Origin of the sequence: Hydrogenophilus thiooxidans, assembly GCF_019049855.1 — a bacterium.
Classification (GTDB): Bacteria; Pseudomonadota; Gammaproteobacteria; order Burkholderiales; family Rhodocyclaceae; genus Hydrogenophilus; species Hydrogenophilus thiooxidans.
This window is the reverse complement of the sequence record NZ_JAHLSY010000004.1, coordinates 26,186-42,351: the sequence shown is the minus strand read 5'-3', so window position 1 is coordinate 42,351 and position 16,166 is coordinate 26,186. Positions and strand designations below refer to the sequence as shown.

Annotated in this window: 12 protein-coding genes; 9 read left to right on the top strand and 3 right to left on the bottom strand. The window is 59.0% G+C overall.

Annotated elements, in window-relative coordinates:
- Position 1: 1 nt before the first annotated feature.
- Together KUL93_RS02920 and KUL93_RS02915 are read right to left on the bottom strand one after the other, a co-directional pair.
- The gene (locus KUL93_RS02920) at positions 2–964 is read right to left on the bottom strand and encodes an acetyl-CoA carboxylase carboxyltransferase subunit alpha (protein ID WP_346731631.1); all 963 of its coding nucleotides are present in this window, start codon (positions 962–964) and stop codon (positions 2–4) included.
- 16 nt (positions 965–980) lie between these two features.
- Positions 981–1,424 (bottom strand): MaoC family dehydratase, encoded by a 444-nt coding sequence (locus KUL93_RS02915; protein ID WP_119334639.1) that lies wholly within the window; start codon positions 1,422–1,424, stop codon positions 981–983.
- A 568-nt stretch (positions 1,425–1,992) separates the two neighbouring features.
- Here KUL93_RS02915 and KUL93_RS11655 point away from each other — a divergent pair.
- The 9 genes from KUL93_RS11655 to KUL93_RS02870 all read left to right on the top strand — a co-directional run bounded on the left by KUL93_RS11655 (position 1,993) and on the right by KUL93_RS02870 (position 15,779).
- Positions 1,993–2,208, top strand: coding sequence for a winged helix-turn-helix domain-containing protein (locus KUL93_RS11655; RefSeq protein ID WP_217125718.1), 216 nt, complete (start codon positions 1,993–1,995; stop codon positions 2,206–2,208).
- Between the two features lie 80 nt (positions 2,209–2,288).
- Positions 2,289–4,316: a type I restriction-modification system subunit M gene (locus KUL93_RS02905; protein ID WP_217125620.1), complete on the top strand. Its 2,028-nt coding sequence runs from the start codon at positions 2,289–2,291 to the stop codon at positions 4,314–4,316.
- Entirely contained in the window at positions 4,313–5,713 is a 1,401-nt protein-coding gene (locus KUL93_RS02900; RefSeq protein WP_217125619.1) for an SIR2 family protein, read from the top strand. The genes KUL93_RS02905 and KUL93_RS02900 overlap by 4 nt, the downstream gene beginning before the upstream one ends.
- Complete coding sequence (locus KUL93_RS02895) at positions 5,710–7,815, top strand: ATP-binding protein (protein ID WP_217125618.1); 2,106 nt, start codon at positions 5,710–5,712, stop codon at positions 7,813–7,815. Before KUL93_RS02900 ends, KUL93_RS02895 begins: the two co-directional genes overlap by 4 nt.
- Positions 7,812–9,275, top strand: a complete 1,464-nt coding sequence (locus tag KUL93_RS02890) for a restriction endonuclease subunit S (RefSeq protein WP_217125617.1) — start codon at positions 7,812–7,814, stop codon at positions 9,273–9,275. The genes KUL93_RS02895 and KUL93_RS02890 overlap by 4 nt, the downstream gene beginning before the upstream one ends.
- Positions 9,256–10,302 carry a virulence RhuM family protein/type II toxin-antitoxin system death-on-curing family toxin gene (locus KUL93_RS02885; RefSeq protein WP_217125616.1) on the top strand — a complete coding sequence of 349 codons (1,047 nt, stop codon included), beginning with the start codon at positions 9,256–9,258 and terminating at the stop codon, positions 10,300–10,302. The genes KUL93_RS02890 and KUL93_RS02885 overlap by 20 nt, the downstream gene beginning before the upstream one ends.
- The gene (locus KUL93_RS02880; RefSeq protein ID WP_217125615.1) at positions 10,299–13,340 is read left to right on the top strand and encodes a type I restriction endonuclease subunit R; all 3,042 of its coding nucleotides are present in this window, start codon (positions 10,299–10,301) and stop codon (positions 13,338–13,340) included. The genes KUL93_RS02885 and KUL93_RS02880 overlap by 4 nt, the downstream gene beginning before the upstream one ends.
- A 121-nt stretch (positions 13,341–13,461) precedes the next feature.
- On the top strand, positions 13,462–14,859 hold the full coding sequence (gene argH, locus KUL93_RS02875) for an argininosuccinate lyase (RefSeq protein WP_217125614.1): 1,398 nt from the start codon (positions 13,462–13,464) through the stop codon (positions 14,857–14,859).
- 38 nt (positions 14,860–14,897) lie between these two features.
- A complete protein-coding gene (locus KUL93_RS02870; RefSeq protein WP_217125613.1) occupies positions 14,898–15,779 on the top strand; it encodes a fructosamine kinase family protein in 882 nt (293 codons plus the stop codon).
- 42 nt (positions 15,780–15,821) lie between these two features.
- Here the strand turns inward: KUL93_RS02870 and grxD are convergent, their stop codons facing one another.
- The gene (gene grxD, locus KUL93_RS02865) at positions 15,822–16,151 is read right to left on the bottom strand and encodes a Grx4 family monothiol glutaredoxin (protein ID WP_217125612.1); all 330 of its coding nucleotides are present in this window, start codon (positions 16,149–16,151) and stop codon (positions 15,822–15,824) included.
- Positions 16,152–16,166 lie beyond the last annotated feature (15 nt).

The following is a 16,166-nucleotide window of genomic DNA, read 5'->3' as shown; positions in this document are numbered from 1 at the left end:
CCTACGCGGCGACCTGGAAGCGCCCATACGCGGCTAGCCGCTCTTGACGGCGCGCCAACAAGGCTTCGAGCGAAAGGGCTTGGAGTTCGGACAACGTCTGCGCCAGATGCGCGCCCAGCGTCGCGTACATCTCTTCGGGGTAGCGGTGTGCCCCACCTACCGGTTCGGGCACCACCGCGTCGATCACCCCCAGCTCTTTGAGTCGTGGCGCGGTGATTCCTAGAATCTCCGCAGCCTCAGGCGCCTTTTCGGCACTCTTCCAGAGAATCGACGCACACCCTTCGGGCGAGATCACCGAATAGATGCTGTGAGAGAGCATCGCGACGTGGTCGCCCACCGCGATCGCGAGCGCCCCGCCCGAGCCGCCTTCCCCGATTATGGTGACGATCGTTGGGGTTTTGAGCTGCGCCATCTCGTAGATCGCGCGCCCAATCGCTTCCGATTGGTTGCGCTCCTCGGCGTCGATTCCCGGAAAGGCGCCAGGCGTATCGACGAAGGTAAAAAGCGGCAAACGGAACTTCTCCGCCAATTTCATCAGGCGGACTGCCTTGCGGTACCCTTCCGGGCGCGGCATCCCAAAGTTGCGACGGATCTTCTCTTTGGTGTCTCGCCCTTTCTGGTGGCCGATCACGACACACGGCTGGCCGCGAAAGCGCGCCAATCCCCCCACGATCGCCGGATCGTCGGCGACGTGGCGGTCCCCTTTGAGCTCGACGAAATCGGTAAAGAGCGCCGCTACATAATCGAGCGTATAGGGGCGAAGCGGATGGCGCGCCACCTGGGTCGTCTGCCACGCGTCGAGCTTCCGGTAGAGCTCTTCGAGGAGTTTGCGCGCCTTCTTTTCCAGCTTCTCGATCTCTTCGCTGAGGTCGACCGCGCTCTCCTCCTGGGTACGGCGCAGCTCCCCGATGCGCTCTTCCAGTTCAACCACTGGGCGTTCGAATTCGAGAAAGACCCGCTTCATCTCGCTCATGAGTGACTCACCCCTGCCGTGGCGGGATATAGATCGTCGCCTCTCCTTCGACCACGACCGTCTCGCCAACCAGACAGAGGGTCTCGAGGACGACGCGGCGCTTTTCAGGCACCACCTCTTTCACGGTGACCCGGGCGACGACGGTATCGCCCACATGGACCGGCGCGCGGAAACGGAGCGATTGACTGAGGTAGATCGCCCCGGGCCCTGGAAGCTTGGTGCCCAATACCGCAGAAATGAAGGCCGCCGAGAGCATCCCGTGCGCGATCCGCTCTTTGAATTGGGTTTGCGCTGCGAACTCCGCGTCGAGATGCACCGGGTTGGTATCCCCAGAGACCCCTGCGAAAGCCAAGATATCGGCTTCCGAAACGGTACGGCCGATTTCGGCAACCATTCCGGGTTGCAAATCGGCGATGTCGTACCCCAAAGTGGCTGCGAAATTGCGCGCCATCGCGTTCTCCCGATCGGCGGTAGTTACTTTAAAAATTCTAGCATGCCCTAAAGCTAGCGACGGCTATCCTCTCGAACCTCCCGCCTAACCTGCTTTGCAGCCGTAAGATCGCAGCACTCTTTAGGCGATCGCTAGTCAATGCAACTGTGCTCCGCTCCCAGTTGCACATCGCTTTTTTGTCAATTCTGTTTTGCCCGTTTTCCGTCGGGCGACGACCGCAGGTGCGCAGCACCGAAGGTTCCCACCCAGCAGGCGGCGCGACGGTAAGGCTAGCGCCCTGATTTCGAGAAAGGAGTGGCCCCTCATGGCGATACGCATTGCAACGAATCCTCTGAAGGATGCCTACGCGGCGTTGCTTGCACACAGCCTGGACGGCGCCGATGGGCCAGACAAAGGGCGCCTTGTAACTTAACCACACCACGCACGCTCGGCGCGTCACCGCGACGGATGCAGCCCACGCTCACCACGCACTGCGCCATGAGATCAACGTTACGCGCCACGACAGACTAAATTGCGGTGATGATGATGTGGGTGGACGCTACAACGGCCGCTACAATAACGGGCGCAGATAGATGAGGATGGTAAAGAGCACAGCAACCGCAACCTGATCGACCAATTAGCCCAGGAATTCTCGCTTACCGATGCTGAGCGAAGGGAGCGCTTACCAAGCGGCGAGCAGCTGGTTTTTGACAACCGAGTTTCAAAGCGCAGAACGACAACACCGCCACGGCGAAGAACACAAACCCGCCTTCGAACAATACGGCGTCGCCAGAGGAGTTGCTAGAACAAGTGTATGGAACCTTGCAACAAAATCAACGGCTACTTTCTCGAAGAATGAAAAGCCGATCTGGGGAGGAATTTGAGATGGAAAACGGCCAACTGACCTGGATCACCAACTTTATCTGGGGCATTGCCGACGATGTTCTGCGCGACCTGTACGTCCGTGGCAAGTATCGCGACGTCATTCTTCCGATGACGGTGATCCGCCGTCTGGACGCAGTGCTGGAGCCCACCAAGCAGGCCGTGCTCGACATGAAGGCCTCGCTCGACAAGCCAGGCATCGTACATCAGGACGCCGCCCTGCGCAAGGCAGCTGGACAGTCGTTCTATAACACTTCGCCCTTCACCCTGCGCGACCTCAGGGCGCGTGCCAGCCGCCAGCAACTGGAAGCCGATTTTCGCGCCTACCTCGATGGGTTCTCGCCCAACGTACAGGAGATCATCGACAACTTCGAGTTTCGTAACCAAATCCCGCGCCTGGCCAAAGCCGACGCCCTGGGCACGCTCATCGAGAAGTTCCTCGACCCCACCATCAACCTGAGCCCTTACCCTGTGCTTAACAGCGACGGCACCGTCCGCCTGCCCAGTCTCGACAACCATGCCATGGGCACCCTCTTCGAGGAGCTGGTGCGCCGCTTCAACGAGGAAAACAACGAAGAAGCGGGCGAACACTGGACGCCGCGCGACGCTGTGCGGCTGATGGCCCGGCTGATCTTCGAGCCAATTGCCGACCGGATCACGGATGGCACCTACCTGCTCTACGACGGCGCCTGCGGCACCGGTGGGATGCTCACCGTGGCCGAGGAGACCCTATTGCAATTGGCGAAAGAGCGTGGCAAACAGGTTTCCGTACACCTTTTCGGCCAGGAGATCAACGCCGAGACCTACGCCATTTGCAAGGCTGACCTGTTGCTCAAGGGCGAGGGCGAAGCCGCTGACAACATCGTCGGCGGGCCGGAGCATTCGACCCTATCGAACGACGCCTTCCCGGGCCGCGAGTTCGACTTCATGCTCTCCAATCCGCCCTACGGGAAGAGTTGGAAGAGCGACCTGGAGCGCATGGGCGGCAAGGCTGGAATTAGGGACCCGCGCTTTGTTGTGCAGCACCGCGGCGAGGAGCTGTCGCTCATCACCCGCTCGAGCGACGGCCAGATGCTGTTTCTGGTCAACATGCTCTCCAAGATGAAGCATGACACCCTGCTCGGCAGCCGGATCGCCGAAGTGCACAACGGCTCGTCGCTGTTCACGGGGGACGCCGGCCAAGGCGAGAGCAACATCCGCCGCTGGATCATCGAGAACGACTGGCTCGAGGCGATCGTGGCCCTGCCGCTCAACATGTTCTACAACACCGACATCGCCACCTACGTGTGGGTGCTCACGAACCGCAAGCCCGATCACCGCAAAGGCCGCGTGCAGCTCATTAACGCCACCGAGTGGTACAGGCCCCTGCGCAAGAACCTGGGCAAGAAGAATTGTGAACTGTCCGAAGAGGATATCCGCCGCATTGTGGATACCTTCCTCAAATTCGAGGAGACTGAGCAGTCCAAAATCTTCCCCAACGCGGCCTTCGGCTACTGGAAGGTGACGGTGGAGCGCCCCCTGCGCCTGAAAGGCATCGACCCCGAGCGCGAGTACAGTGCCAAGGAGATCAAAGGGCTTCGGGAAACGACCGAGCGCGCCGACGATGCCCCGCCGGTGATCAAAAAGATCCACAAACCCGGCACCGCGCCCGATCCGCTGCGGGGGCTGTTTGAGGTTCACATTCACGGCAAGCTGCGCGTGGTGGAGTATGAACCCGACACCGAACTGCGCGACAGCGAGCAGATCCCGTTCCTCGAGTGCCCCGCATGCCAGCAGCCCGGCTACCTGCCGAGCCCGATTGATGCGCGCACAGCCATCGAAACTTTCCTGCGCCGCGAAGTGCTGCCCTACGCGCCGGACGCCTGGTACGACCCGAGTAGCGTCAAGGTGGGCTACGAGATCAACTTCAACCGCTACTTCTACAAGCCCAAGGCCCTGCGCAGCCTCGAAGAGATCCGCGCTGATCTTATGGCGGTGGAGAAGGAGGCGGAGGGGCTGCTGGACGATATTTTTGGAGGTCAGACGCGATGAGCCTTCAAAATGGACAACAGATCATCAAGACGCGAGACGACCCTGAGCGGCTGACTCTCGCCCCGATTCCGCCGGCTAATGATCGATTTAAACTGGCAGAGGGCGTGAGTTGCTCTTGGGCAAAAGCCGACGAGGAATTTGGTCCTGAGAAACTACGCGAACGGATAGAACCGTGGCTGACGGCACTTTGTCAGTCCGAGCATTTATCCCTGCTTGTAGGGTCGGGGCTCACTCACGCCGTTCACAGGCTGGCAACGGGCGCATCCCTTCCAGGAATGAATACCGTAGACTTCAAAACTCTGGGAGATGTAATCAAAGCAGAGGTGAAGCGCACAGCGAAAGAGCTGGAACGCGGTGAAGGAAACATTGAAGACCAAATCCGCGTGGTCAACGAGTTGCTCCGTGGTTTGCAAATACTTGCAGCAACAAAAGCAAAGGATGCCCAAGAGCGAAAGCACGTCGAGGACTTGCGGCGAGAGTTGAGCGAGGCTCTTCAATCCTTCGCCGCCTCCATCCTGCAAGGTGAGAACAACCTGGCTTCTGCACCGGATGACAAACGCGAACATGCTTTCACCTACCTCGTTAGCTTCCTTATGACTTTCGCAAGCCGATCGGGAACCCGCGACCGTCTTCATCTCTTCACCACAAATTATGATCGCTATATCGAAATCGGTGCGGATGTAGCAGGTCTTCGATTGGTCGATCGATTCGTCGGCACCCTTGCGCCAATATTCCGGGCATCGCGCCTTGATGTTGACTTGCACTACAACCCGCCAGGCATTCGGGGCGAACCACGCTATTTGGAGGGCGTAGCCCGCTTTACCAAACTACACGGTTCAGTGGATTGGGTTCATTGCAACGGCGAAATTCGCCGCATAGGCCTGCCATTCGGTGCAGACGATATAGACCCCTACCTTAAAGCCCCAGGCCTGAAGAGCGCAACAGCATTGCAACTGATGATTTACCCCAACCCGGCGAAGGATGTGGAGACGCTCTTCTACCCTTACAGTGAACTATTCCGAGACTTCGCTGCGGCGATCTGTCGACCGAATAGCACGCTGTTCTGCTACGGCTACAGCTTCGGTGATGAACACATCAATCGAATCATCGAAGACATGCTGACGATACCGTCAGCGCACTTGGTGATCATCTCGTACAGCGATCCCCTCGGTCGGATCATGCGAACGTACGAGAGGTTGGGCCGAGGCGCTCAAGTCACGCTTTTGCTCGGCGACCATCTCGGCGATCTTAAAACGCTTGTCGATCACTATCTACCGAAACCTGCAATCGACCGAACGACAATCCGAATGGCAGATTTGATCAAAGCGCGGTTGGGCGCTCAGGTTCAGGTAAGCCAAGCCCCTACCCCGGAGAATGAAGGTGGAGCGTTGTCATGAGACAGACCCTATTCGAACAAGCCAGCACTCTTCAGATTGGGACGGTAGAGTTCGTCTCCCCTGACGAAATTAAAATTGCTATTGATATCGAGGCGCCAGAGTCGGTGGCACTCAACACAGGAGGGCCAAGACCGTTCCCCAGGGTAAACGGATACCTTTTAATTCCCGTCGATCAAGGGTTTCTTGTAGGTCAGGTAGAGTGGATCACGGTTGAACGCTCGCCGTTTCCGAAGAGGCGCGGGATGCAAGATTTTGGTTTGGTGGATTTACCCTATCCACTCCGGCGCGTCAGTTTAAATCCACTCGGCATACTGCGTGCGCATCGCGATGACAAGGGCTTTGTGTTCAGCCGAGGTAGCGATATTCTGCCATCGGTGGGCGCTCCGGCTCTGCTCCCTACCGATGAACAGCTCCGAGCAATCGTTGAGTCTGGCGAAAAGAAGCGTGTCTGCATCGGTACAAGCCCTGTGGCGAACGATGCAAAAGTATATGTCGATCCGGATCGGCTATTCGGCCGCCACCTCGCCGTCCTCGGGAACACCGGCAGCGGCAAGTCTTGTACCGTCGCCGGGCTGGTCCGCTGGAGCATTGAGGCGGCCCAGCGGGAGCGCTCAGGTCGTCCGAACGCCCGTTTTATCATTCTCGACCCTAATGGTGAGTATTCACGGGCGTTTCCGAAGGGTGACCCTACCATTACTGCGCGAATTTTCAAAATAAACCCTGGAGAGGGCGAAGCACCGCTGAAGGTGCCATTGTGGTTCTGGAACAGCACTGAATGGTGCGCGTTCACCCAGGCGAGCGCGAAGACACAACGGCCGTTGCTTAGACGGGCACTACGCGAAGTCAAGGCTGGACGTACCGGCACTCCCGTGCCAACCGAGGAGGAGAAAAAACTTGAGCTACGTAGATACCTATCGTCCCAACTGAGGTCCATTCAGCGCGACATACGATCGAACAACATTAAAACGGATGAAAACAAGTTTGGTTTTCGACTGAAAGCTATTATGAGCGATCTGGAAAAAAAGCTCAGCGAGTTTCCGGGATATCGACTTCAGGAAGTTAAGGAGGCTATCAAAAACGCGCTGGACGAAACATACAATAGTTTCGAGAAGGACGGTAAGAAGATTGAATACTACCGTGCGTTTACCGAGGACCAAGTTAATGCGATAGCAGAAGCGCTCAATGCGTCCTTGAATCTCTTAGGGGGAATCATTTACCAAGAAGGCCCGGACGAGGATGTGCCCTTACCATTCAATGGGACCGATCTTGCAGATCATCTGTGGTTTCTCGGTCAACAAGACAACCAAAGCCAATTTATTGATTTTTTAGTTGCCCGTATCCGCACATTTCTCGCAGACCCGAGAATGAAAGCGGTTATTGCTGATAGCGAGGGCGTCACGCTCGAACAGTGGCTCAACGACTATATCGGTGGAAACTATGGTGAAAGCAGCTGTGTGTCTGTCATCGATCTTTCCCTGGTGCCTACCGATATCGTGCACGTTGTCACGGCTGTTGTTGCACGTATGGTTTTTGAAGCTCTGCAACGCTACGTCAAGTTGAACGGCAGACCGCTTCCCACGGTGCTTGTGATGGAGGAGGCGCACACATTCATCAAACGATACAAGGAAGATCTCGACTTCCAGGATGCCGCAGCTATTTGCTGCCAGGTCTTCGAGCGGATCGCCCGCGAAGGTCGGAAGTTTGGCCTAGGCCTCGTTCTATCCTCTCAGCGCCCGTCTGAACTCTCTCCCACGGTCCTATCGCAATGCAATACCTTTTTGCTTCATCGCATCAGCAACGATCGTGACCAGGAACTGGTCCATCGTCTTGTACCGGACAACCTCCGGGGATTGTTGCGCGAACTTCCGTCGCTGCCGTCCCAACACGCAATTCTATTGGGATGGGCGTCAGAACTGCCGGTTCTAGTCAAGATGCACGACCTGCCTGAATCCCAGCGGCCGCGCTCCGACGACCCGGACTTCTGGGATGTGTGGACTGGCAAGAATGAGAAAGGCGAAACTGTAACGCGCGAGATAGACTGGAAAACGGTTGCAGAGGTCTGGCAGCAAGGTTTAACTGAAAGAAGTGGGAACGAGTTATGATCAGCAACCTCCAACCCTACCCCGCCTACAAACACTCCGGCGTGCCGTGGCTCGGCCAGGTGCCAGAGCACTGGGAGGTGTTACCCGGCCGTGCGGTGTTTCGTGAATGCAAAGACCGTGGTCACCCTGACGAACTGATGCTGTCGGTAACCATCACACGCGGCGTACTGCGTCAGGCAGACTTGCTCGCGGACAGTTCTAGGAAGGACTCATCGAACGAGGACAAGTCCAACTACAAACTCGTTCAACCGGGTGACCTGGTATACAACAAGATGCGAGCCTGGCAGGGGGCGGTGGGCGTCTCGGCTTACCGGGGGATCGTGAGCCCGGCTTACATCGTTCAGCGGCTAAGAAGCGCTGAGAACTTGCCTCGCTACATGCACTTTCTTCTTCGTACACCCCTTTTCGCTTCGGAGGCCGAGCGATGGTCGTATGGCATTACTTCGGATCAGTGGAGTCTGCGGGCAGAGGAATTCAAGTGTATCTACTTCTCACTTCCCCCCCTCCCCGAACAAACCGCCATCGTCCGCTTCCTGGACTGGGTGGACCGGCGGATTCGGCGCTACATCCGAGCCAAGCAGAAGCTCATCAAGCTGCTGGAAGAGTACAAGCAGGCCCTCATCCACCAGGCCGTCACTGGCAAGATAGATGTCCGCACCGGCCAGCCCTACCCCGCCTACAAAGACTCCGGCGTGCCGTGGCTGGGCGAGGTGCCGGAGCACTGGGAGGTGCGGCGACTACGCAACATCGTGAAGATGCGAGTCAGCAATGTTGACAAGCACTCAAAGGAGGGCGAGGAACCCGTTCGCCTCTGTAACTACGTGGATGTGTACAAGCACGAGCGAATCCGTGCCAACATGGAATTCATGAAAGCGACGGCATCCGCAGAAGAAATCGAGCGGTTCCGCCTAGAACAAGGTGACGTGCTGATCACGAAGGATTCAGAAGCCTGGGATGACATTGGGGTACCCGCGCTGGTCGAGTCCTCGGCGCCGGACCTAATCAGCGGCTACCATCTCGCCCTTTTGCGCCCAAAGCAAGTGGTCGAAGGTGCGTTCTTACTTCGTGCGCTTCAGAATCCTCAGGTCGCATACCAATTTCATGTTGAAGCAAAGGGGGTAACGCGTTACGGACTTTCGCACGACGCTATTAAGTCGGTGTCGGTCCCTCTTCCCCCCCTCCCCGAACAAACCGCCATCGTCGAATACCTCGACGCCCAAACCGCCAAGCTCGACGCTGCCATTGCCGCTGCCCGCCGCGAGATCGAACTCTTGCGCGAATACCGCGAGCGCTTGATTGCCGATGTGGTCACCGGCAAACTGGATGTGCGCGAGGTGGCGGCGCGGCTGCCAGAGGAATCCGAGGAGCCGGATCTGCCCGAGGAGGAGATCAACTCTGTAACCGACGAAAGCGAAGAAACCACTGAAACTATGAGCGCCGATGAAGAAACCGAGGACTGACAAACCTTTTCTCCGTGCCGACACCGCGCCGAAGGAACCTGCGGCACGCGGCGAGATCGTCCTCTACCGTGCCCCCGATGGCAGCATCGCGCTCGATGTGCGCCTGGAGCAAGAGACGGTGTGGCTCAACCTTAACCAGATGGCAGCATTGTTCGGGCGCGACAAGTCGGTCATTTCCCGCCATCTGCGCAACATTTACCGGGAAGGGGAACTTGACCGGCAGGCAACTGTTGCAAAATTTGCAACAGTTCAACTGGAAGGCTATCGGGAGGTCGTGCGGCAGGTAGAGTACTACAACCTCGATGCCATCATTTCCGTAGGCTATCGGGTAAATTCCAGACGGGGTACGCAATTTCGCATCTGGGCTACACAGGTGCTGCGCGAGCATCTGGTCAAAGGCTACACCGCCAACGCCCGTCGCCTGCAGGAGCTGTGCCAGACCATCCAGGTGGTGGCCAGCATGACCGAACAGCGCCTGCTGAGCGGGGATGAGGCGGCAGCTCTGCTACGGCTGGTGGGCGATTATGCCGATTCGCTCGTGCTGCTCGATGACTACGACCACGGGCGGCTGGCAGCAGTGGTGGGACGCACGAGCGGGGCACAGCCGCTTGCGGTGGATGAAGCGCGGCAACTCATTGCCACGCTGAGAAACCAGTTTGGCGCCGGCGAGCTGTTCGGACGTGAGCGGGAACCGGGCCGGCTCGAAGGCATCCTTGCGGCCTTGTTCCAGACGGTTTTCGGTCGGGATGCCTACCCCACACTGGAAGAGAAAGCCGCCCACCTGCTCTATTTTGTGGTCAAGGATCATCCCTTCGTTGACGGCAACAAGCGCATCGGCGCAGCGCTGTTTCTCCGTTTTCTGGACAAGAATCATTTGCTCTACACTGCCAATGGTATGCGGCGAATCTCGGATGAAGCTCTTGTGGCACTGACGCTGTTGCTTGCGGAAAGCCGCGCCGGCGACAAGGAGGCGCTCACGCGCCTGGTGGTGGCTTTGCTCAATCGTCTGTCGAAGGAAAAAACATGAAGCCCACCGACACCAGCGAAGCCGGGCTTGAAACGCTGATCTGCCGGGCGCTGGCGGGCAGCGACTGCGCGCCCCGGCCTGCGGGTCCCCCGGCGTTCGTGGCCGAGACGCCGGCACCCTATGGTGGCGTGGGTTGGCTCCCCGGTGACCCGGCCGATTACGATCGCGAATACTGCGTGGACATCGTTCAGCTTGCGGCGTTTCTGCGGGCGACGCAGCCCGAGGTTGCCGAGGCCGTAGGGGCAAATCATGATTTGCCCCTACAGGATCACGACAGCCCCACCCGGCGCAAGTTTTTGGCGCGCCTTCAGGGTGAGGTGAGCAAGCGCGGGGTGGTGGATGTATTGCGCAATGGGATTCAGCACGGGCCGCACCGCATCGAGCTTTTCTACGGCACGCCATCGGCGGGAAACGAGCAAGCGCAGGCGCTCTATGAGCAGAACCGCTTTACCGTCACGCGCCAGCTCCGGTACAGCAATGACGAGACGCAACGGGCGCTGGATTTGGTGCTCTTCATCAACGGCCTGCCGGTTTTCACTTTCGAGCTCAAGAACCGCCTCACCAAACAGACGGTGCATGACGCCATCGAGCAGTACAGGCGCGACCGCAACCCGCGCGAAAAGCTCTTCGAGTTGGGCCGCTGCGTGGCGCACTTCGCCTTGGACGATAGCGAAGCCTGGTTCTGCACGCACCTTCAGGGCAAGGCGTCGTGGTTTCTGCCTTTCAACAAAGGCTACAATGACGGCGCGGGCAATCCTCCCAACCCGCAAGGTCTCAAGACCGACTACCTGTGGCGGGAAATCCTCACCCGCGAGAGCCTGACCGACATCCTGGAAAACTACGCGCAACTCGTTGAGGAGAAAGACCTCAGGACCGGCAAGAAACGGCGACGTCAGATCTTCCCCCGCTATCACCAGCTCGACGTGGTGCGAAAACTTTTGGCAGACGCGGCGGCGCACGGCGTGGGGCGGCGCTATTTGATCCAGCATTCCGCCGGCAGCGGCAAATCCAACTCCATTGCCTGGCTGGCCCATCAGTTGATCGGCCTGGCGAAAGACGGCAAGCCCGTTTTCGATTCCATTATCGTGGTGACCGATCGCCGCATCCTGGATCAGCAGATCCGGGACACGGTCAAGCAGTTCGCCCAGGTGAGCGCGACCGTGGGGCATGCCGAGCATTCCGGCGACCTGCGGCGCTTCATCGAGGGCGGCAAGAAGATCATCATCACGACGCTGCAGAAGTTTCCTTTCATCCTCGACGAAATCGGCAACGAACACCGCGGGCGCCGTTTCGCGATCATCATTGATGAGGCGCATTCGAGTCAGGGCGGCCGCACCGCGGCCAAGATGAGCATGGCCTTGTCGGAGGCTGGCGCCGAGGAAGAAGACGAGACCTTCGAAGACCAGATTAACCGGCTCATGGAGGCCCGGAAGCTGCTGCCGAATGCGAGCTATTTCGCCTTCACCGCCACGCCCAAGAACAAGACGCTGGAAATTTTCGGCACAGCCGATCCACAGCTCGATGGCACGGTGAAACATCGGCCATTTCACGCCTACACCATGAAACAGGCCATTCAGGAAGGCTTCATCCTGGATGTGCTGGCCAACTACACGCCGGTCAAAAGCTACTACAAGCTCATCAAGAAGATCGAGGACGACCCGGAATTTGACGTCAAGAAGGCGCAGAAAAAGCTGCGCCGCTTCGTCGAGGGGCACGAACACGCCATCCGGCTCAAGGCAGAGATCATGGTGGACCACTTTCACGAGCAGGTGATCGCTAAAGGGAAGATCGGCGGTCAGGCGCGGTCCATGGTGGTGACCGGCAGTGTCGAGCGAGCCATTCACTACTTCCATGCGTTTCAGTCGTACCTTGCCGAGCGCAAAAGCCCCTATCGGGCGATTGTGGCCTTCTCGGGTGAGCACGAGTATGGCGGGCAAAAGGTCACCGAGGCCAGCCTGAACGGCTTTCCCTCAAACCAGATCCCCGACAAGATTCGGGAGGACCCGTATCGGTTTTTGATCTGCGCCGACAAGTTCCAGACCGGCTATGACGAGCCGCTCTTGCACACGATGTACGTGGACAAGGTGCTCTCTGGGGTCAAGGCCGTGCAAACCCTTTCGCGCCTCAATCGCGCCCACCCCCAGAAGCATGACACCTTTGTCCTCGATTTCGTCAACGACCCGGAGACGATCCGAATAGCCTTCGAGCCCTACTACCGGACGACCATCCTCGCTGACGAGACCGACCCGAACAAGCTGCACAACCTCAAGGCCGACCTGGACAGGTACCAGGTGTACTCACTTAAGCAAGTTGATGACCTGGTACGGCTCTACCTCAGCGGCGCAGACCGCGACCAGCTCGATCCCATCCTCGACGCCTGCGTCGCCACCTACCTGGAGCATCTCGACGAGGACGGGCAGGTTGATTTCAAGGGGAAAGCCAGGGCATTCTTACGAACCTATAACTTTCTGGCTTCGATCCTGCCTTACAACAATGCCGAGTGGGAAAAATTATCCATATTCCTCGAGTTCCTGGTTCCCAAGCTGCCAGCGCCAAAGGAGGAGGACCTCTCCAAGGGCATCCTCGCAGCGATTGACATGGACAGCTACCGGGTGGAAAAGCAGGCGACCATGAGGATCACACTTACCGATGCGGATGCCGAGATTAAGCCGCTGCCTACTGCGGGCGGTGGCCACAAGCCCGAACCGGAGCTTGACCGTCTCTCGAACATCATCAAGGCTTTTAACGATCAGTTCGGCAACATTCCGTGGACTGACGCGGACCGGGTGCGCAAGCTAATTACCGAGGAGATTCCTGCCCGCGTCGCGGCTGACGCCGCTTACCAAAATGCCCGTAAGTACTCCGACAAGCAGAACGCCCGCATCGAGCACGACAAGGCGCTTCAGCGGGTGATACTCGCGCTGCTCCAGGATGACACCGAGCTGTTTAAGCAGTTCAGCGACAACGAGTCGTTCCGGCGCTGGCTTGCGGATACGGTGTTTGAACTCACCTACGGCGAACGTGTATGCATTGAATAGGAGAAGGTAAAAGTCGCACCCGCCGCAAGAAGTGAAGCGCGCGGCAGTTTGCGCCGCGCAGTGCAAAGTGTTTCCGCTGCGGTAGACTTATGTCTCTAGACCTACGCCCTAGGAAACGCAGATGGAGAATGACGCATCGCAAAAGACCTGGTCGGGCCGTTTCGACGAACCGGTCTCGGAACGGGTCAAACGGTACACGGCGAGCATCCCGTTTGACTGGCGTTTGTGGCGCCACGACATCCAAGGGTCGCTCGCACACGCGAGGATGCTCGCCAAGCAAGGGATCATCAGCACCGAGGATCTTGCCGCGATCGAACGCGGTATGGCGCAAATCGCGCAAGAGATCGAAAGCGGTGCGTTCGAATGGTCGCTCGACGACGAAGACATCCACCTCAACATCGAACGGCGATTGACTGCGCTGGTAGGAGATGCAGGGAAGCGGCTTCATACCGGGCGTAGCCGCAACGACCAGGTGGCGACCGACATCCGTCTCTGGTTGCGCGACGCGATCGACGAGATCCGCAGCCGCATTCGCACGCTGCAAACGGCACTCTTGGACCTTGCCGAACAGCATGCGGCGACGCCGATGCCCGGATTCACCCATCTGCAGGTGGCACAACCGGTCACCTTCGGCCACCACCTCATGGCCTACGTGGAGATGCTGGAGCGCGACTGGGAGCGGCTCACCGATTGCCGCCGCCGCACCAACCGCTTGCCTCTGGGCGCTGCCGCACTTGCCGGCACCACCTACCCGATCGATCGGTGGGCCGTTGCCGAAACGCTTGGGTTCGAAGAGTTGTGTCGCAATTCGCTCGATGCGGTGAGCGACCGCGATTTCGCGATCGAATTCTTGAGTGCGGCCAGTCTGGTGATGATGCATCTCTCGCGCTTTTCCGAAGAATTGATCCTGTGGATGACGCCCCGCTTCGGTTTCATCGACTTGGCGGACCGCTTCTGCACCGGCAGCTCGATCATGCCGCAGAAGAAGAACCCAGACGTTCCCGAACTGGTGCGGGGCAAAACCGGACGCGTCTATGGCCACCTCGTCGCGATGCTCACGCTGATGAAGGGGCAGCCGCTCGCGTACAACAAAGACAACCAAGAGGACAAGGAGCCGCTCTTCGACGCCGTGGATACGCTGAACGATACGCTCGCGATCTACGCCGAGATGGTCGCGGGTATCCGGGTGAAGCCCGAAGCGATGCGCGCCGCGCTCCAAGAAGGGTTCGCCACCGCAACCGATCTTGCGGACTACCTGGTGAAAAAAGGGGTGCCGTTTCGCGATGCCCACGAAATCGTCGCGCGCGCCGTGCGCGCCGCGGAACGGCAGGGAGTCGACCTTGCCGAGCTCCCGCTCACCACACTGCAGCAGTTTTGTCCCCAGATCGAAGAGGACGTGTACGAGGTGCTCACCATCGAAGGGTCGCTTGCAGCACGCGCCCATATCGGTGGCACCGCACCCGAGGCGGTGCAAGCGGCGATCGCGCACGCGCGGGCACGAATCGCGCAGCGCGGGTAGCCCGCGATTGGGCTTGGGAGAAGAAACGGCAAGCCGTCATGATCGACTGGTCCACATACCTTCCCGCCCTGTTCGGCCACGCTACCCAAGTCGCCGAAGCCACTGCGCTTGGCGGGCAGTTCGACCGCCATTGGCGCCTGACCCTTCAGGACGGAACGCGGTGGTTCGCCAAAACGGCCCCTGCGGCGGCGGCCGACCGCTTTGCCGCCGAAGCCGATGGTCTCTCGGCACTCGCGCAAACCGGTGCGGTGCGGGTGCCGGAGGTGATTGCGCACGGAGTCGATGCCGACAGCGATACGGCGTACTTGATCCTGACGTGGCTCGACCTTCGGCCGCTTTCCGCAGCGCGCGCCGAAGCGGCGGCACGGGCGTTGGTGGCGTTGCACGAAGCAGCCCCTTTTCCCGACCGCTTCGGCTGGCATCGGGACAATTATTTAGGGGCAACGCCGCAGCAAAACGGTTGGGAACCCAATTGGGCCCACTTTTTCGTAACGCGGCGCATCAAACCGCAGCTTTCCTGGGCCAAACGCAACGGCTTTTCCCGGGACGCAGCGGCGCGCCTCGAAGAAGCGCTGGAGGGGCTGCCGGCACTCTTTCTCGAATATGCCCCTCGAGCGGCGCTCCTGCACGGCGACCTGTGGTACGGCAACATCGCCGAGAGCGCCACAGGTGAGGTGGTGCTGATCGACCCGGCGGTCCATCAAGGCGACCACGAAAGCGAATTGGCGATGATGGAGCTCTTCGGCGGGTTCCCGCCCGCTTTTTACGCCGCCTATCGCAAGCTTTCGGGGCTTCACCGCGACTACGAACGGCGAAAGCCCCTTTATGCGCTCTACCACATCCTCAACCACTTCAACCTCTTCGGCGGCGGGTACGCGCGCGAGGCGGAGCGGTTGATCGCGCGGCTCACCGGTGGCTGATGAACGGCGCGCTGGCGCCGTCCGGGATCAGCGCGTTGCGGTTCAGTTGGCGACCACCCCCGCCTCTTGCAACAGTTTTTGCAATTCGCCGCTTTGGTAGAGCTCGCGCGTGATGTCACACCCGCCGATGAATTCGCCGTTGATATAGAGCTGCGGGATCGTCGGCCAATTGGAGTACTCTTTGATCCCTTGCCGGATCGACTCATCCTCGAGGACGTTCACCGCTAAATAGTCCTTGACGCCGCAGAGGTCGAGGATATGGACGACCGTTGCGGAAAAACCGCACATCGGAAATTGTGGAGTTCCTTTCATGTAGAGCACCACAGGGTGCGAAGCGATCTGTTGGCGGATGGTCTCTTGGACGTCACTCATCGTACTCTCCATTGG